We start from the raw sequence: 16708 nt of genomic DNA on the forward strand, positions 1-16708 counted from the left end.
CGTTATTCCAAATTAGCATGCATTTTCCACAGTGTATGCATATCTTTTATGTTTTTTTTCTCTACGATCATCATTGCCACAATATCACCTAACAAAAGAAGGCTTTGTTCAAATAAGCTGCTCATAATCTGTTCAGATTTTATCTCATCTTCCAATGCCAATTTCGTACTACATGGAATACGGATAAATAAATCTTCATAATCACTCATTGAACTTCTTTGATTTGAACCAATATGTATAATATTTGCTTTATATTCTTTTGCGATTTTCATGATTTCCAGCGGAACCACACTCTCCCCTGAACCTGATCCCACAATTAAGATATCATGCTCTGTAATTGCCGGCTCATTGACTGCCCCTACATAATTAGCAGAAATCCCCAAATGATTCAGACGCTTTGCAAATGCTTTGAGCATTAAAAGAACTCTTCCCACCCCTGTTACAAAAACCTGTTCTGCAGAACAAATCATGGCAACAAATTGTTCTACTTTTTCCGCATCTACTTCTCCCAGGCTACGGTTCAATTCTTTCAATACTATCTCTTTTTTCTCCTGATATCCCATACAATTCACCTACGAAACTGCTTCAATATAGTCTTTGCGCATCAGTTCAAATGCGGTCTCTACATTCTCATCCAGCTGAAAAAGGCCAGAACCTCCTACAATATAAATATCTGCCCCAGCTTTTTTTAAGCGTTTAAACGTGTGCAGATTACAAGAACCGTCAATCTGAATCTTGTAATGATATCCATACTCTTCCCTTAATTTCTTTGCTTCCTTAATCTTTTCTAACATTTCTATGATAAACGGCTGCCCGGAAAATCCTACATCTACCGTCATGATTGTCAAAATGTCTATCCGATCCAAGTAGTGCTTCGCTGTCTCTAACGGCGTAGCGGGATTTAAAACCAGTCCCTTTCCGCATCCGAGTTCTTCTATCCTGTTTAACGTGCGGAAAGCATCACCCCCTATTGTTTCTGCATGCACAGATATGATATCTGCTCCAGCCTGAGCTACCTGTTCGATCCAGTCATTGGGACACGTTGTCATTAAATGAACATCAATCGGAAGTGTACTAATCTGTTTAAAAGCCTTTACCATATCCGGCGATAAGGTAATATTTTTACAGTAGTGCCCATCCATAATATCTACATGGTACATTCCGGCCTTTTGATTTAAAATCTCAATTTGCTCCTTTATCTTTAAAAAGTTCATACACATCAGCGAAACTGCGAATTCATTTTTGTTTTCTATCATTTTATCTCCTTTCGTTATTTTAGTGACAGACTCCCATATCTACAGGTCCCACTTTTAATCATCTGCACTATACATCGCTTTACAGATTGTTACCTTATGGTTATAAATATCCCGGAACAATTGCTCTATTTCTTCGATTCCTGCTGTATGTGTAACCAAGTCTCCCACCTTCATTTTGCCTTCATCCAACATCTGTACGGTATACTTCCACTCATTAAGCGGAGTTGACGCATAATAAGAATTCCACACTCCATAAATTTCAATCTCTTTCCTTAAGATTTGACTATGGTTTTCCAATTGTATTTCTGTATTTTTGTTCGGATTTCCAAGAAGAGCAACAGATCCAAACGTCCGGACATACTGAATCGCCTGGTTCCATGCCGTGGACGTTCCTGTCCCTTCTATCACAACATCTGCTGTTCTTTTTCCTGTAATCTTCTCCATAAAATCTCCGATATCTTCTTCCATGGAATTTACAATACACAGACCTCTTTCCTCAGCAAATTTCTTCTTCACCGGATCAATATCCACCATAATCACATGCTGTGCAGCAAAAATTTCTGCCCATCTGGCCGCCATAATTCCGATTGGCCCTGCACCAAAAATCAGCACCGTATCTCCGGCCGTCACTCTGCCTCTGCGTACTGCATGCTGTGCAACGGTTGCTGGCTCTACCATTGCCAGTTCTTTTCCCGTAACCTCCGGATTTTTTGAAAAAATCAGGTGCCATCTCGAAGGAATAATACAGTACTGAGCGAATCCTCCATTACATCTGGATCCCAAATAATTATAATTTGTACATTGTGCATAATGTCCTGTTTCGCAATGCTCACATTTTCCGCACGGAATCAGCGGGAATACACCTGCTTTTTTCCCAATCAGTTCCTTGTCTTCTTGTTTTGATACTTCTACGATCGTTCCGGCAAATTCGTGTCCAATCGTAATCGGAAAAACATGTGCCCCTAATTCAAATACTCTCGGCATGTCAGACCCACAGATTCCACATGCTTCGACTTTCATTAAAATCTCATCATCTTTTAATTCTCTTAATTCGACCTCTTCGCATCCGAAATCTCCAATGGAGCGAAGACGCAGCGCTTTCATCTTCTTCATCTCAGTCTTACTCTCTCCTTAATGATCGGATACCCTGTGCACCCGCTTTTTCTACTTTCTCCGCAAGCATATCCATTGTTATATCTTCCGTCCGTTCCAGCGCTGCTGTAATTAGCATCGCCAGATTCATTCCTGTCACTATGTGGATATTCAACTCCTGACTCAGCATGCATATGGTATTGAACGGTGTTCCTCCTATCAGATCCACCAATACCAATACCCCATCTCCCGTATCCAGTCTCTCAACCGCTCTTTTTACACGATTTTGATAACTGTCGGGATTCTCACCCGGCTGAAGAGAAATACTTTCTGTTTGTTTCATTGTTCCAGCCACCATAGAGACACTATCTAAAATTCCTTCGCACAAACTCCCGTGACTAATAACTGCTATTCCTACCATCTTACTTCCTCCCAGAAATTTATGATGCCGCTACCGCAAGAACGCCAGTCAGCGAAGCAATAATACCTACAACAAATAAAATAACAATGATATATGTTGGCTTTACTTTCTTACTTAACATTTTCCATACCAGCAATGTCGCAATCAGTGGAAGCATTCCCGGTAACAGTGAATTTAAAATATCTTGAAAATTGATTCCTACCTGTCCCACTTTAAAGGCAATCGGTGTCTCGATATTTACTCTCGTAGCTGCCATATTCCCAACAACCATCAAACCTACGATACTGAAAATTTCTGTAATACGGTTTAATGTTCCTGCTTTCAAAATTTTCAAAATTGCTGATTTTCCCTGTTTGTAACCCATCATATACATTGCATATCCCATACCGACCATCAGAACTTTGTACGCAATTTCGAATATAATTGGCCCTGCTATATTACCGGCCAGAGCCAGGCTGCAGGCAATTCCTGCAAGAATCGGATAAGCAATTCCCTGGGAAACTGTATCGCCAATTCCTGCCATTGGCCCCATCAAACCAGTTCTCACTGCATTAATATCTTCCGCATCTACATCTTCTCCATTTGCCGCCTGTTCTTCCATAGACGCTGCCACACCATGAATCACTGTTCCTATCCAGGAAGGTTCCGTATTAAAAAACACCATGTATTTTTTCAGTGCTCTCGCCTGATCTTCTTTCTTTTTATACAAACGCCGTACAATTGGAACCATCGCATTAGTTGTTCCAAGAGCCTGCAGACGTTCGTAATTGTAACAAGTCTCACTGGAATACCCCAGCAGGAAATGTTTGATCAAATCTTTCTTTTGTAATTTCACTCTTTCTTCTGCCATAATCATGCCTCTCCTTCCTCTTTATTTTTTGCGGTAAAGACGTAAACTAATACACCAATACATGCCGCAAATACAGTGACTGCCATCGTATCAAGTTTTGCATAGATCGTCATAAAATATCCGATAAAGAAAAAAGCGATAATCTTTCTTTTTCCCAAAAAACTTAACAACATTGCAATACCTAATGCAGGCATCAATGCTCCAACAACATTTAACGCATCAATCATCGGCTGTGGAATCGCTGCCAACGCTTTTGTGGCAAAATCTCCTCCGAAATATACCAGGCAAAATGCCGGAATTCCGTAGAGTACACAAGCCGTAATACAGGATGGCACATAATTCATCAAACGTACTCCTGTGATATTCCCTTCCTCCAGGTATTTATCCGCTCTGTGTACCCAGAAACTATTAATTGTCATATACGCCTGATTGATCAAAATTCCCAGAAGAGAAAACGGAACGGCAAAGGTTGGTGCAAGATTCGGAGAAGCCCCGGATACAATAGTAAGGGCTGTACCAAAAACACCCGCTACCATCAAATTTCCTGGCATGGTTCCTCCTGCTGTAATCCATCCGAGATACGTCAGCTGAATATAAGCTGCCGCTTTCATTCCTGTAATCGGCTCACCCATAACAATCGCCACCAGAAATCCTGCCCAAATTGGATACAGCCATGTTCTTGTGATCACGTGACTAAACCACCACTGGCTTCCAACCGCAATCGCTGCTACTAAGATTGCTGAAATTAACATATACATCTCCTCCTTGTATGATTATTTCTTATATACACATTGTATCTGCACAAAAACATCCTCACCATACCAATTCATTTCCCAAATATGGCAATCTTTTTTCTATTTCTTTTCTTCCTTTTCCTTATTCTTTAACGCCGGATTCATATCATATTGAAACCATTCTTCTCCTTCATCCCTGTTTTCAATCATTTCAGGGATTAAAATCATAATGATGACGATGCCTATTAAGATGATCAAAGTTCCAATTGATCCGATTTCTCTAATATATTTTCCCAAAAAAATTCCTACCAGACCAATATCGGGTTCTGGAAATGTCACATGCTGTGCGGATAACTCCCCTAAAAAGGGCAGAAAAATTTCCGGCAGAACAGACATTATCACTCCATTTATAAAGCCGCCGATTACCGCACCCCTTCTGCCCCCTGTAGAATTTCCATATACTCCTGCTGTGGCTCCGCAGAAAAAATGTGCCATAATACCAGGGAAAATTACAGTCACCTGGCATGCAATCATAATTCCCATTGATACCAGTCCTCCAAAAAAAGAAGACAGGAAACCTACCATTAATGAATTGGGGGAATAGGAAAATACCACTGGACAATCCACTGCCGGCTTTGCATTTGGAATCCATGTATCTGCAATTCCCTTGACTGCAGGAACAATCTCATTGATAAACCAGCGAATCCCTGTTGTTACAATCACAAAACCAACAGTAAATGTAAGAGCCTGAGAAACAGAATAGACTAAATAATCTTTCCCTCCGGATAATTCACTTTCTACAAACGCACTGCCACAGGCACGAGCTGCCACGACATAAAATATAATCATTGTCACCGCTATAATAATCGAAGAATCTCTTAAGAAAGCTAATTTTTTAGGGAATTTCATATCTTCCGCAGATCTTGAATTTTCCCCATAAATCTTTCCAAGCCACGCTGCCAGAAGATAAGTTATTCCACCAAAATGTCCTACAGCGATTGTATCATTACCACATATTTTTTCTGTATACCGCTGAATCATCGCAGGTGAAAATACCATAACAATCCCCATCGTCATACTTCCTAAAATAAAAAAAGCAGGTCCTCTGAGCTGAGCCGACCTCAAAACACTTACGACCATACATGTCATATACAGCATTTGGTGACCTGTCATAAACACATAATGAAATCGTGTAATCTTTGCCAAAACCAAATTTACAACAATGCCCAGTACCATAATGATTGCTATATCCGATCCATATAAATCTACCGCAATTCCTGATATACCCTCTACACTTAAAATCAATCCTGTCATATGAAATCCCTGTTGCATCATTTCTCCAAACGCTGTGACTGACTGTGCAATGATATTACCTCCCACGCTTATGATCATAAACCCTATCATAGATTTCAGCGTTCCTCTTACAACCGTCTCAAAATTTTTTCTTTGAAGAACCAGCCCTAAAAATACAATTCCTCCAATAAGGATTACTGGCTCAAGCAAAAAATCCCGGATCATATTTATCATTCCTTTTCCTTTCTGCTACTCTCCGTTCAGTGCTTTATACAGCTTTTCTTCCAGTTCCTCCTCATCAATAATAGAATTCAATATGACCAGATTGGGAAATCCCCGCATAATATCTTCTAAATCTTTTGCCACCACAAAATAATCCGCATCGTTTTCATTCACTTCATACACTGCTCCATGGATTGTCTGATACTGATCAGACAATCCCCATTTTCCAAGCAATCCCCGTATATTCATTTCCACCACAAAACTGGACCCCAGACCTGTTCCGCATACCGTCATAATCGTCTTCATACTATCATCCTCCTATCAACGCTGATAATTCTTCATCATTTTTCGCTTCTTTTATCTCTTTTACTCTCTCGTCATCTCGGCAGATCTGAACAATTTTCTGCAGATTTCTTAAATGTTCTTCTTCGTCTCCAGCCGATAAAGTCAAAAAAACCCACACCTCTTTTCCATAAAATAAAACCGGATGCTTCAAACTCAAGACGCAGATTCCTGCTTTTAACGCCCCTGCTTCTGCCCGTGCGTGCGGCATGCAAATTCCTTTTCCTAAATAAAAATATCCCCCATATTCTTTTATATTGTTAAGAATTGCTTTATAATAGCTTCGTCCTACAATCCCATTCTCTTCCAGAATACAGCACGAGATTCTAATCGCTTCTTTATAGTCCTCCACCTTCTCTATTAATTTTACAAATACCATTTTTACACCTTTTCTCCCTATCTTATCTTCAATAAATCCTGATAATTCTCGGCCTTTTTGAATCTCTCAATATTATCGTCTTTTGTTAAAATCTGAATTAGTTCCAACAAGTTTTCATTTTCATCCTTATTGGCAACCACTATAATAATCTTTACGTCTGTTTTTCCCTTTACGCCAAATCGTATTACATTTTTCAACTGAAGAAATGCCATGTGATTTTTCTTTACATGCCCCGGCGGAGCATGTACAAAAGCAATCTCCGGGATAAACACCATATAATTTCCTACTGTCTGGACCACTCTGATCATATCTTCCACATAAGCTTCCTCAATGAATCCGTCCTCAACAAGAAGATGGGAAGCTATTTTAATAGCTTCCTTCCAGTCATCCGTTTCTTCTTTAAATCTGCAGTATCTTTCCTGCAACAGTTCCCTTAATCTTCCCTGATTTTCACAACTAATCCTGCGCGCAAGATACTCTGTCTTTTTGTTATAAAACATATTGGTTATCTCTTCACGAATTAAATTCAAATCTTCAGCGCTCAACAACGGATTTACCTCCAGGACTTTACATTTTCTCATTTTTAGCGGCACTGTGCTAATCACAAAATCCGGATTTTCTTTCTCCGCTTCATTTTCAACATCCTTCAGCCTGCAAGTCTCTATTATTTCCAATTCCGGCATCATCATATGGAGTCTCTGCTTTAACAAAACTGCTGTTGAAATTCCACCATTGCAGGCCAGCATTACTCTAATATTAAACTTCAAATTGTAATTTTCCTGGAATAACGTCTCAAAATACATCGTTGTATAGGCGATTTCCGATTCTGGAAATTCAACTCCAAAAATATCTTCATACTCCTTCAATATCTTTTTCGTAATATCATACATAAACAACGAAGAGTACCGAATATCTTCCTCCAGCGGATTTTCAATCTGAATTTTATTTTTCAGTCGATAGATAGCTACTTTCAAGTGCATCATAATCTGATTACCAATATCTTTATTTGCTTCATAATCAATTTGAATTACTTTGCAAAATTCTTTAATTAAGTTCTCTGTAATCATCATAATCTTCTTGTCTTCCAGGTTATCATCCAAAAACGTACCATAAAATTTTTTTGAAGCATGAAATAGCATAATGAGATAAAAAATATCTCCTTCATTCAAATATATCGTATGATGTTTTTCCATAACCTTTTTAATGATTCTATACTCGCTGCTTTCCTTCCAATCCGGTATTTTTTTATAAATAATATGAAAACCATAAAAACTCCTGCACAATGATATCAAAATCATATTTTCTAATTCCTGGATCGCATTATCGGAGTATTTTATTTCCTGTTCTTCTTCTATCGCCCGTATCATTTCTTTGGCAATCTTTGTTTCGATCACTGCATGCTTTTTTATAATCCCATCAAGATTAATCATCTTTTCATTCATGACTTTTACATATCGATTAAAGATCATATTCCTTATCTCAGCTTCATTCCCTGTGATTGTTAAACCATAATAGGACTTTCTTACCAACTGTATTCCGCATCGTTTCAGCTCTTTTTCTACTGTCTTCAGATCTTCTACCAATGTGTTCTTGCTGACTTCCAGTTCTCGTGCCAATTGTTCTATCGTTGTTTTATCTGTCATAATCAGCAGTACAATGATCACAGTGACTCGATCATCTTTTGAATACATTTTCATATCATTGTCATATAATATTTCATTTAAATTAAGTTCTTCCTGCATGGTCAATCGAATTCCTAAACGAGGCATCCTTTCCAGTTCAACAGGGTATCCCTTTAAGGAATATTCAATCATATCCAGATCATTCCGAACTGTCCTCGAACTGACATCAAATTCATCTGCCAGTTCCTTTGTTGTCATATAGCCATTTCTTTTTTCAAGACATCTCAAAATCTCTATCTGTCTTGTTGTCAGCACAAATTCTCACCTCATTTCTATGTGCCCGGCTTCCGCCGCCATATAAAATTTATCGGCTAGACGGACATCATTTCTGATATATCCGCCTACCCGATAAAATACCCATAACACATTCTATTTACCATAATCTATACCAATTTGTTTCCACATACTTTCTCTACTTCTATTCTACTTTAGATAAGAACTGTAACTCTATACCAAATCCTTTCCCTATATGTGGAAAAAGCAAAAAAAATAGGACTTCAAATGAAGTCCTATTTTTTCTTATCCTGTTTACTTTATATATTCTATAATAGCTCCAGCTGCCCGGTCGATTCCACTCTTTGCCGTATTAATCACCAGATCATAGTTGCTTGGATGTCCCCATTTGATCCCGGTATAATAGTCATGATAAGAAGACCGTTCCCAGTCAATCTGTTTTACCTTTTTCTTTGCCTCTCTCCTGGAAAGGTTTTCTGTCTCCATGATTCTTTCAATCCTGTATTCCCGCGGGGCATGCACAAAAAAGGAATACAGATTCTCCCGGCCCTGCAGGATGATATCCGCACATCGTCCAACAAAGACACATGATTTTTCCTCTCTGGCAATCTCTTTGATCACTTCTGTCTGCACAAGAAACAGTTTTTCCGGCGTCATAATCCCATCATACTGTACCCCCAGCGCCGGATGGCCGATTGGCACTCCGAGAATATGACTATAAGATGGATTCTCTTCGTGGTTCTTTACGTACTCTTCTGACATGTCACTTTTCTTCGCGACTTTCGAAATCAGCTCTTTTCCGTAAACCGGGATGCCAAGCATCTCACCGATCCGGTCTCCCAGATCTCTTCCTCCGCTCCCACATTCTCTTGAAATACATATGATAGCGTTCTCTGTCATAAGCACACCTCATTTCCGCCAATCACCATGGCAAACTGACTCTTTAGATCTTTTTTCTATTATACCATAAACAGGTTCTGTGTTACACCTGATGATAACCTTCCAGAAATTCTCTTAATCCCCTGCAGGCCCGCTTCAGCTGGTCAATATCAGGAAGATATACAATCCGGAAATGATCCGGCTGCTCCCAGTGAAAACCTCCTCCATGAGTTACGAGAATATGTTTTTCCTTCAGGAAATCCAGAGCAAACTGCTCATCATCTTTGATATGGAATTTCTTTATATCCAGTTTTGGGAATATGTAAAATGCTGCCTGAGGTTTCACGGCAGACACACCTGGAATGTCATTGAGCGCTTCATAAATATAATTGCGCTGTTCATACACTCTTCCTCCCGGAAGCAGAGATTCATCTGTTGTATGCGGACCGCCCAGTGCCGTCTGAATCACAGACTGTGCCGGCACATTAGAACAAAGTCTCATGGAAGACAGCAGATTCAATCCTTCAATATATCCTTTTGCCTTTGACTTATCACCGCTTAAACTCATCCATCCGCTTCGATATCCTGCAATCCGGTGAGACTTGGACAATCCATTAAATGTAATCACCATAAGATCCGGTGCCAGAGACGCAATAGACGTATGCTCCAGTCCGTCCAGCACCAGACGGTCATAAATCTCATCCGCAAAAATCAGAAGACCGTTCTGCCGGGCAATCTCCGCAATATCTTCCAAAACTTCTTTTGGATACAGTGCTCCTGTTGGATTATTCGGATTAATAATGACAATTCCTTTGGTTTTTGACGTTACCTTCTTGCGAATATCTTCGATATCCGGATACCATCCTGCCTGTTCATCACAAATATAATGAACCGCCGTTCCTCCTGCCAGAGTAACCGATGCCGTCCATAGCGGATAATCCGGCGCAGGCACCAGGATCTCATCTCCCGGATTTAATAATCCCTGCATTGACATAGTGATCAGCTCACTGACCCCGTTTCCGGTATAAATATCGTCAATTCCTACATTTGGGATTTTTTTGTACTGACAGTACTGCATGATCGCTTTTCTGGCAGAAAACAACCCTTTGGAATCGGAATATCCTTCCGTATCCCTTAAATTCATCATCATATCTTTTACAATTTCATCCGGAGCCATAAACTGAAACGGAGCCGGATTTCCTATATTTAATTTCAAAATATCCATTCCCTGACGGTTCATGCGGTCTGCTTCATCTAAAACCGGTCCGCGGATATCATAACATACGTGGTCTAATTTTGATGATTTTTCAAATTTATCCATATATCCTCCTACATCTGTTTTTTCACAATCTCATATTCGTTGTCCATCTGGAAATAAGGACAGTCCCAGTCACTGCTGCTCATAAACCTGGCCATCTCATCCTCATCCAGATTTACTTCACAAACATAATATTCATAGTCCTCATCATATACATAATTGCTGCAGTACTCGCACCCTGCGCTTCTGCGTTTTTTCCTCAATCTTCTTCTCCTTCTTTTCCTTCCGGATGTCCCAGACTGTTTCTGATCTCTTTTGCAAATTCTGATAACGATCTGTATTTGCCAAACAGCAGGTCATCCACTTGTGTTGTATCTTTGATTAAATCTGGTATCATTACGGGCATCATGCCCGCTCGCGCGGCCGCCTTAATCCCATTGACAGCATCTTCCAAGGCAATGGCGTACCGGGGTTCTGCCTTCAGCTGCCGGCAGGCTTCCAGATAAATATCCGGCTCCGGTTTTCCATGGCGGATCATATCACCGGTAATCACCGTTTCAAAATAATCGGTAATCTTCTCCCGTTCCAGGTTTTTCAACGTATTTTCCCGGCTGGAAGAAGTCGCAACCCCCATTGGAATTCCAAGTTCTTTTAATATTTCCAGAGTTTCATGCAGTCCTTCTTTTGCCGGTATTCCTTCTTTCCTCACCCTGTCAAAATACAGGCTGCGGTAAAGTTCCAGAAATTCGTCATATGGGAAGTCCTGACCGCATAGATCCAGGAAAAATTCTCTTCGTTTTGTTCCATTAAATCCCAGGGTCTTCTCAATATGATCCCCCAGTGTTCCGTATCCGAGAATCGTACCCGCCTGATTCCAGGCTGTCTGTATATATCGTTCACTGTCAAACATCAGACCGTCCATATCAAAAACGACAGCCTGAAGCGATTGTAATCTTAATTGTTCCATGATCTTTTCCTTTCATTGAGTTCATTATAATCAAAAACTTACAAAAGCACAATTGCAGAAAAAAAGAAAAGGACTCCTGTGAATCCTTTCCTTATGTCTCTTCAATACAGATTTTCGTATTTTTTTCAATTTTCTTTATGATTTCTTTCATGAGACTTCTTGGCACTGCAATGCAGCCGGCCGTATAATTCTTCTCCCCCAGGCAGTGCATAAAAATCGCCGATCCCCGTCCCAGTTCGCACTCCCGGTTATAATCCAGAAACAAACCATAATCATAAAGACCTTGATAGTCAATTAGATGTTCTCCCCGGCACTGATGGGGACACTGGTTAATATCAATCAGCTGGTTATAATATTCGGCATCACTGCACCAGTAATGATCTTCGCTAACCTGAAGATATGAAATTTTCGCGCCCGGATCCGGACAGATTCCAAATGCCTGGAGCACCGTATAAATACCGGATGGAGTTTTCCCATCTCCCTCTTTCTGCTTCCCAATTCCATTCTTTCCAACACAGCCCTTACCGGATAATATCGGCTTCCAGCAACCTCCTTCTTTTTCATACAAGATAACGTTTGCAGCTGAACCGCCTTTGTACTTCACAAGTATAAGACTGCTCACCCGGTCATCTCCTGCGTACCGCTCCATACACATCTTCCAAGTCATACTTTCTTCCTTTCTTCTGTCATATTTTATGTGATTCCAGCCGGAAATTTTCTGCTTCTTCTTAGAGCCATTTATGACCGGATGCAGTCATTTTTTAACCTCTTGCCTTTCTTTTATTTACAAATTTTTTCTGCCCTGTTACAGTTAGCCCATAGGAGAAACACATATGAAAATACAAATTAAAACAGACCCCGCACTGGGAAAAGATGAAGTCGTTGTTCTGTGTCATCCGGATAACACAGAAATCCATCATCTGAAAAATCTGATGGAAGAGATGAACGGCAGACAGGCGTCCCTGGTTGTCTATAAAAATAAACAGGAAGTCTATCTCCCTGTTTCTGACATTTTGTTTTTTGAGACATCCGGCACTGCCATTTATGCACACACTGCAAAAGAAATGTATGAAACCAATTATAAGCTGTATGAATTGGAGGAAATCCTTCCGGGATATTTTCTGAGAATTTCAAAGTCATCCATTGCCAACATTCATCAGATTGTATCCATCAGCCGAAACCTGACAGCCTCCAGCACCATTGCTTTTAACAGCAGCCACAAACAGGCTTACGTTTCAAGACATTATTTTCGAACTTTAAAACTGAGATTAGAAGAAAAGAGGAATTTTTATGAAAAGAAAAAATCATAATTTATTTTGGGGCTTTGCCCTGATCATTTTTGCGGTAATCCTGATCCTGTCGCAGATGGGATTTCTGGGCAGCTTTAAAATCGGCGTATGGACTTTGCTTGCCACAGTCTTTTTACTGGCTGTTCTTCTGAAAAGTCTGTTCTGTCTGAATTTTTCCGGCATTTTGTTTCCAATCGCCTTCCTGTGCATTCTGTACGATGAACCTCTGGGAATCACTGCCATCACGCCATGGACCGTGCTGATCGCAGCCCTGCTTGGAAGCATCGGACTTTCTTTGATTTTCAGGCCAAAGAAAAGACACCGCGCCTCCTCCCATACATCGTTTTCCTATCGGTCTGTATCCGGAGAATCCGACCGCATCATTGATGATGCTGACGGCGACTCCTTTATCTGCAAGTGCCACTTTGGTTCCTGCATCAAATATGTGAATTCTTCCTCCTTCACAGACGGCGTCATTGACTGCAGTTTCGGCGGCATTAAGCTGTATTTTGACAGCACAGTCATTGCCGGAGAATATGCGGAACTTGATATCGACTGCAGTTTCGGCGGCATTGAATTATATGTTCCGAAAGAATGGACCGTTACCGACCAAATGCATGTTTTTCTTGGCGGCATCGAGGAGAAGAACCCTCAGACCCACTGCGGCGGCGGCAAAGGTGTGATCCTGAAAGGAAATCTGAAATTCAGCGGCATTAACATCACTTATATTTAGCACTTATATAATATCCCTCAGCAGTTCATGGAGACATCCGCTTACAATATCGTAGGCTGCATCTGTCAGATGGATGCCGTCTACTGTATATTGAAGGGGCAGTTCTCCATCTTCTCCAGCCAGCCTGGAATACATATCCACATATTCAATCCGGCGTTCTTTACACTGACGCCGAATTTCTTCGTTGATCCGGCGGATCTCTTCGTTGCTCTTTTCTTTTGCCCAGGAAGGCATATTTCCAAGCCGTTTTGTATAAGCCGGATATAAAGACTCTATATATATTTTTACTTCCGGAAGTTCCCTGCGGATCCGTTCTCCCAGATCCGCCAGCTGTCCGGCGACGACCTTGCTTCCCCGATACAGAGACATTTGGAAATCATTGGCTCCGCCCTGCATAATCACAATATCCGGTCGGAAACTGAGAACGTCATACCGGACTCTCGCTTTCATTTCAGGCACCGTGTTGCCGGCCACTCCGCTGTTGATAAATTCCGCGTCAATATCTGACAGCTTTTCCATGGGGAAGTAATCCGTCAGGGAATCTCCAAACATTACTATTTTTTTCTTTTTCATCTGCTGTTCCCTTTCCTTCATTTTATCTTAAAACTTTTTCCCGGAAACTCTCTTTCTCATCATCTGAAATTTCCAGGGCATCTCTTAAAAACAAGTCGATGGACCCATATGTTTTCCTGACTGAGTCAAGAGCTGCCTCTATGTATTCTTCTTTCGCCATAAATAATCCCAGCATACCTTCCGCTCTTCCTTTTGAAATCCCCAGACTTCTCCACTTCTGATACATCTTATCAATTCGTTTTGCCGCAAAAGTATTGGTTTTCAGATAATCTTCGATTACATCCTCCTCTGGTACGCCAAGAAGAAACAATGTCATGGCAGACAATAATCCGCACCTGTCCTTTCCTTCTGTACAATGCCATAAGACTGCGCCGTCTTTCGTTGTCATAATCTGGCGAAGCGCTTTTTCCATCTGTTTCTGACAAAATGGATTTTCCACGATCATCACATACAGATCTTCCATCTTTGGAATGTCTTCCAAATGGCCCATCTTATGACGGTTTCCTTTCTCATGGCTGATTCCTACCATGGATTCAACAAAAAACGGAATGTTCAGATAAACTGCTCCTGTAATTTTTTTATCTTCCTCCTGCTCTACTTCCATCGGTGTCCTCAGATCAATGATCTTGTGCAGGTGGTACTGATCCTTGAGAATCTGGATATCTTTTTTTGTAATTCTGGAAAGCCGGTTGCTCCGGATCAGATACCCCTTTCGGATGACTGCGCCGTCTGCAGTCCTTATGCCTCCCAGATCTCTGGCATTGTCTGCTCCTGTTAACTGGATTTTTCCCATAAAATCATCTCCTGTTGCTGGATCTTTTCTTTTATACTGCAAAGGCCCGGAAAACAGATTCCCAGGCCTTTTTATTATATCATATATTTTCTTCTTCTCATCTTTTTATTGGACGTTTCCGCCTTCTATTACCAGATTTTCCGGATCCGCAGATGACCCATACACAGGTTTCAGGGTTTTTTCATAGTTTTCATGGAAAAAATTCTCCTTCCCCAGTGTTTTTATCTCTTCGTTAATCCAGGAGAGCAGTTCATCATTTCCCTTTTGAACCGCCGGCGCAATGACATCTGTATTTCCCATGGACTCAATTCCTACTTTGAACCCGTCATTTTCCACAGCCCAGGCAAGAACTTCTGTGTTGTCGGTTGCCAGGGCATCGCCTCTTCCGTCCTTTAATGCCTGGAAGGCTTCACTGTACTGATCAAATTTCAACAGATTTACTTCCGGATGGTGTTTCATAAAATAAGTCTCTGCGGTGGTTCCTTTGCTGACAATCAGAGTCTTCCCTTTCAGCTGACTTTCCCTGGTGATCAGGCTTTTTTCAGGAGATACCACACCCAGAGACACTTTCATATATGGAAGCGCAAAATCAACCTGTTCTTTTCTCTCTTCTGTAGCCGTAAAATTAGCAAGGATTACATCTGCCTTTCCGGTCCTTAGATATTCCACACGGCTGGCCGCTTCCACCGGAATATATTTTACTTTTACTCCAAGATCTTCTGCCATCCGGTTTCCAAAATAGACGTCATATCCCTGATAAGTTGCGTTTTCATCCACATATCCAAACGGTTTCTTGTCACTGAATACTCCTATGACAATTTCACCATTTTCTTTAATCTCATCTGGTGTCCTGGCTTTTCCCTGAGTCCCGTTTTTTTCTTTTTTCCCGCATGCTGTAAAAATCACAGCCAGAACTGCGATCACAGCCAGCGTCCATCTGATTTTTCTCATTTCTCTCTCCTTATAATTCCTGTGAAATGTGCATCTTCTCCAAAAACTGCCTCGCCCTATCTGTCTTAGGTTTCCGGAAGAATTCTTCCGGTCTTCCTTCTTCCAAAATCCTCCCCTGATCCATAAAAAGAATCCGGTCTGCCGCCGCTTTTGCAAACTGCATTTCATGTGTGACGATCATCATGGTCCTGCCTGCTTTTGCCATCTCCATCATAACGTCTAAAACCTCATACACCATTTCCGGATCCAGAGACGCCGTCACCTCATCAAACAGCATGATTTCAGGATGCATACAGAGAGCTCTTACAATCGCGGTCCGCTGCCGCTGGCCTCCGGAAAGCTGTCTTGGATAAGCATTCTTTTTGTCCAGCAGGCCGATTCGTTTCAAAAGTGTTTCCGCTTCTTTTTCCGCCTCCTGCCTGGAACGGCCCTGGACTTTTCGAGGTGCCAGTGTAATATTATTCAGAATTGTCATATGCGGAAACAATTCATAATTTTGAAATACCATCCCTATTTTCTGACTGATTTCATGCTGTTTCCTGGTTTTTCCGGATATGGCAGATCCGCGGAACAAAATCTCACCCTCTTCTATCTCTTCCAGGCCGTTGATGCACCGGAGCAGCGTGCTTTTTCCGCATCCTGACGGTCCCAGGATAACAACTACCTCACCCCGCGCAACCGAAACAGAAAGGTCATCCAGTATCACATGCTTTCCGTATCGTTTTCGAATTTTTTTCATTTCCAGAATTATATCTTTCAT

The 16708-nt window shown here is 41.1% G+C and carries 21 protein-coding genes; 2 read left to right on the forward strand and 19 right to left on the reverse strand.

Annotation, left to right across the window (positions count from 1 at the left end; all coding sequences use genetic code 11):
• Positions 1-2: 2 nt before the first annotated feature.
• The 15 genes from JMF81_RS14040 to JMF81_RS14110 all read right to left on the reverse strand — a co-directional run bounded on the left by JMF81_RS14040 (position 3) and on the right by JMF81_RS14110 (position 12276).
• Positions 3-533, reverse strand: coding sequence for an SIS domain-containing protein (locus tag JMF81_RS14040; RefSeq protein WP_330611542.1), 531 nt, complete (start codon positions 531-533; stop codon positions 3-5).
• 39 nt (positions 534-572) lie between these two features.
• The gene (gene alsE, locus JMF81_RS14045) at positions 573-1256 is read right to left on the reverse strand and encodes a D-allulose 6-phosphate 3-epimerase (protein ID WP_201312048.1); all 684 of its coding nucleotides are present in this window, start codon (positions 1254-1256) and stop codon (positions 573-575) included.
• A 54-nt stretch (positions 1257-1310) separates the two neighbouring features.
• Positions 1311-2369, reverse strand: a complete 1059-nt coding sequence (locus JMF81_RS14050; RefSeq protein ID WP_243282680.1) for a galactitol-1-phosphate 5-dehydrogenase — start codon at positions 2367-2369, stop codon at positions 1311-1313.
• Positions 2370-2376: 7 nt separating this feature from the next.
• Positions 2377-2769, reverse strand: a complete 393-nt coding sequence (locus JMF81_RS14055) for a PTS sugar transporter subunit IIA (RefSeq protein ID WP_201312049.1) — start codon at positions 2767-2769, stop codon at positions 2377-2379.
• 19 nt (positions 2770-2788) lie between these two features.
• Positions 2789-3619: a PTS system mannose/fructose/sorbose family transporter subunit IID gene (locus JMF81_RS14060; RefSeq protein WP_201312050.1), complete on the reverse strand. Its 831-nt coding sequence runs from the start codon at positions 3617-3619 to the stop codon at positions 2789-2791.
• Between the two features lie 2 nt (positions 3620-3621).
• Positions 3622-4371, reverse strand: a complete 750-nt coding sequence (locus JMF81_RS14065) for a PTS mannose/fructose/sorbose/N-acetylgalactosamine transporter subunit IIC (RefSeq protein WP_201312051.1) — start codon at positions 4369-4371, stop codon at positions 3622-3624.
• 102 nt (positions 4372-4473) lie between these two features.
• A complete protein-coding gene (locus JMF81_RS14070; RefSeq protein WP_201312052.1) occupies positions 4474-5880 on the reverse strand; it encodes a PTS ascorbate transporter subunit IIC in 1407 nt (468 codons plus the stop codon).
• A 15-nt stretch (positions 5881-5895) separates the two neighbouring features.
• Positions 5896-6174 (reverse strand): PTS sugar transporter subunit IIB, encoded by a 279-nt coding sequence (locus JMF81_RS14075; RefSeq protein WP_201312053.1) that lies wholly within the window; start codon positions 6172-6174, stop codon positions 5896-5898.
• A 4-nt stretch (positions 6175-6178) separates the two neighbouring features.
• Positions 6179-6589: a PTS sugar transporter subunit IIA gene (locus tag JMF81_RS14080; RefSeq protein WP_201312054.1), complete on the reverse strand. Its 411-nt coding sequence runs from the start codon at positions 6587-6589 to the stop codon at positions 6179-6181.
• A 17-nt stretch (positions 6590-6606) separates the two neighbouring features.
• Positions 6607-8526, reverse strand: a complete 1920-nt coding sequence (locus tag JMF81_RS14085) for a BglG family transcription antiterminator (RefSeq protein ID WP_201312055.1) — start codon at positions 8524-8526, stop codon at positions 6607-6609.
• A gap of 273 nt (positions 8527-8799) precedes the next feature.
• Positions 8800-9405, reverse strand: a complete 606-nt coding sequence (locus JMF81_RS14090) for a cytidylate kinase-like family protein (protein WP_201312056.1) — start codon at positions 9403-9405, stop codon at positions 8800-8802.
• Positions 9406-9487: 82 nt separating this feature from the next.
• A complete protein-coding gene (locus JMF81_RS14095; protein ID WP_201312057.1) occupies positions 9488-10705 on the reverse strand; it encodes a pyridoxal phosphate-dependent aminotransferase in 1218 nt (405 codons plus the stop codon).
• Between the two features lie 8 nt (positions 10706-10713).
• Positions 10714-10905, reverse strand: coding sequence for a DUF6472 family protein (locus tag JMF81_RS14100; RefSeq protein ID WP_201312058.1), 192 nt, complete (start codon positions 10903-10905; stop codon positions 10714-10716).
• Entirely contained in the window at positions 10902-11609 is a 708-nt protein-coding gene (locus JMF81_RS14105; protein WP_201312059.1) for an HAD family hydrolase, read from the reverse strand. The genes JMF81_RS14100 and JMF81_RS14105 overlap by 4 nt, the downstream gene beginning before the upstream one ends.
• 91 nt (positions 11610-11700) lie before the next feature.
• Positions 11701-12276, reverse strand: coding sequence for a L,D-transpeptidase family protein (locus JMF81_RS14110; RefSeq protein WP_201312060.1), 576 nt, complete (start codon positions 12274-12276; stop codon positions 11701-11703).
• Positions 12277-12442: 166 nt separating this feature from the next.
• Here JMF81_RS14110 and JMF81_RS14115 point away from each other — a divergent pair, with 166 nt between their 5' ends.
• Positions 12443-12919 (forward strand): LytTR family DNA-binding domain-containing protein, encoded by a 477-nt coding sequence (locus JMF81_RS14115; protein ID WP_201312061.1) that lies wholly within the window; start codon positions 12443-12445, stop codon positions 12917-12919.
• Entirely contained in the window at positions 12900-13631 is a 732-nt protein-coding gene (locus tag JMF81_RS14120; RefSeq protein ID WP_201312062.1) for a LiaF transmembrane domain-containing protein, read from the forward strand. The genes JMF81_RS14115 and JMF81_RS14120 overlap by 20 nt, the downstream gene beginning before the upstream one ends.
• A 3-nt stretch (positions 13632-13634) precedes the next feature.
• On the opposite strand, the gene JMF81_RS14125 is transcribed toward JMF81_RS14120, so the two are convergent.
• The 4 genes from JMF81_RS14125 to JMF81_RS14140 all read right to left on the reverse strand — a co-directional run bounded on the left by JMF81_RS14125 (position 13635) and on the right by JMF81_RS14140 (position 16708).
• The gene (locus JMF81_RS14125) at positions 13635-14204 is read right to left on the reverse strand and encodes an SGNH/GDSL hydrolase family protein (protein ID WP_243282681.1); all 570 of its coding nucleotides are present in this window, start codon (positions 14202-14204) and stop codon (positions 13635-13637) included.
• Positions 14205-14226: 22 nt separating this feature from the next.
• Entirely contained in the window at positions 14227-14997 is a 771-nt protein-coding gene (locus tag JMF81_RS14130) for a tyrosine-protein phosphatase (RefSeq protein ID WP_201312064.1), read from the reverse strand.
• A 105-nt stretch (positions 14998-15102) separates the two neighbouring features.
• The gene (locus tag JMF81_RS14135; protein ID WP_201312065.1) at positions 15103-15948 is read right to left on the reverse strand and encodes a cysteine ABC transporter substrate-binding protein; all 846 of its coding nucleotides are present in this window, start codon (positions 15946-15948) and stop codon (positions 15103-15105) included.
• A gap of 10 nt (positions 15949-15958) precedes the next feature.
• Complete coding sequence (locus tag JMF81_RS14140; protein ID WP_279323896.1) at positions 15959-16708, reverse strand: amino acid ABC transporter ATP-binding protein; 750 nt, start codon at positions 16706-16708, stop codon at positions 15959-15961.

Source organism: Anaerostipes butyraticus (assembly GCF_016586355.1).
Classification (GTDB): domain Bacteria; phylum Bacillota; class Clostridia; order Lachnospirales; family Lachnospiraceae; genus Anaerostipes; species Anaerostipes butyraticus.

What these genes read in the sequence shown, in the direction of transcription:
- JMF81_RS14065 (WP_201312051.1), bottom strand. Translation starts at nt 4,371, where the DNA reads ATGTTAATTTCAGCAATCTTAGTAGCAGCGATTGCGGTTGGAAGCCAG.
- alsE (WP_201312048.1), bottom strand. Translation starts at nt 1,256, where the DNA reads ATGATAGAAAACAAAAATGAATTCGCAGTTTCGCTGATGTGTATGAAC.
- JMF81_RS14135 (WP_201312065.1), bottom strand. Translation starts at nt 15,948, where the DNA reads ATGAGAAAAATCAGATGGACGCTGGCTGTGATCGCAGTTCTGGCTGTG.
- JMF81_RS14090 (WP_201312056.1), bottom strand. Translation starts at nt 9,405, where the DNA reads ATGACAGAGAACGCTATCATATGTATTTCAAGAGAATGTGGGAGCGGA.
- JMF81_RS14140 (WP_279323896.1), bottom strand. Translation starts at nt 16,708, where the DNA reads ATGAAAGATATAATTCTGGAAATGAAAAAAATTCGAAAACGATACGGA.
- JMF81_RS14115 (WP_201312061.1), top strand. Translation starts at nt 12,443, where the DNA reads ATGAAAATACAAATTAAAACAGACCCCGCACTGGGAAAAGATGAAGTC.
- JMF81_RS14055 (WP_201312049.1), bottom strand. Translation starts at nt 2,769, where the DNA reads ATGGTAGGAATAGCAGTTATTAGTCACGGGAGTTTGTGCGAAGGAATT.
- JMF81_RS14095 (WP_201312057.1), bottom strand. Translation starts at nt 10,705, where the DNA reads ATGGATAAATTTGAAAAATCATCAAAATTAGACCACGTATGTTATGAT.
- JMF81_RS14070 (WP_201312052.1), bottom strand. Translation starts at nt 5,880, where the DNA reads ATGATAAATATGATCCGGGATTTTTTGCTTGAGCCAGTAATCCTTATT.
- JMF81_RS14110 (WP_201312060.1), bottom strand. Translation starts at nt 12,276, where the DNA reads ATGACTTGGAAGATGTGTATGGAGCGGTACGCAGGAGATGACCGGGTG.
- JMF81_RS14130 (WP_201312064.1), bottom strand. Translation starts at nt 14,997, where the DNA reads ATGGGAAAAATCCAGTTAACAGGAGCAGACAATGCCAGAGATCTGGGA.
- JMF81_RS14075 (WP_201312053.1), bottom strand. Translation starts at nt 6,174, where the DNA reads ATGAAGACGATTATGACGGTATGCGGAACAGGTCTGGGGTCCAGTTTT.
- JMF81_RS14120 (WP_201312062.1), top strand. Translation starts at nt 12,900, where the DNA reads ATGAAAAGAAAAAATCATAATTTATTTTGGGGCTTTGCCCTGATCATT.
- JMF81_RS14080 (WP_201312054.1), bottom strand. Translation starts at nt 6,589, where the DNA reads ATGGTATTTGTAAAATTAATAGAGAAGGTGGAGGACTATAAAGAAGCG.
- JMF81_RS14060 (WP_201312050.1), bottom strand. Translation starts at nt 3,619, where the DNA reads ATGGCAGAAGAAAGAGTGAAATTACAAAAGAAAGATTTGATCAAACAT.
- JMF81_RS14105 (WP_201312059.1), bottom strand. Translation starts at nt 11,609, where the DNA reads ATGGAACAATTAAGATTACAATCGCTTCAGGCTGTCGTTTTTGATATG.
- JMF81_RS14125 (WP_243282681.1), bottom strand. Translation starts at nt 14,204, where the DNA reads ATGAAAAAGAAAAAAATAGTAATGTTTGGAGATTCCCTGACGGATTAC.
- JMF81_RS14050 (WP_243282680.1), bottom strand. Translation starts at nt 2,369, where the DNA reads ATGAAGAAGATGAAAGCGCTGCGTCTTCGCTCCATTGGAGATTTCGGA.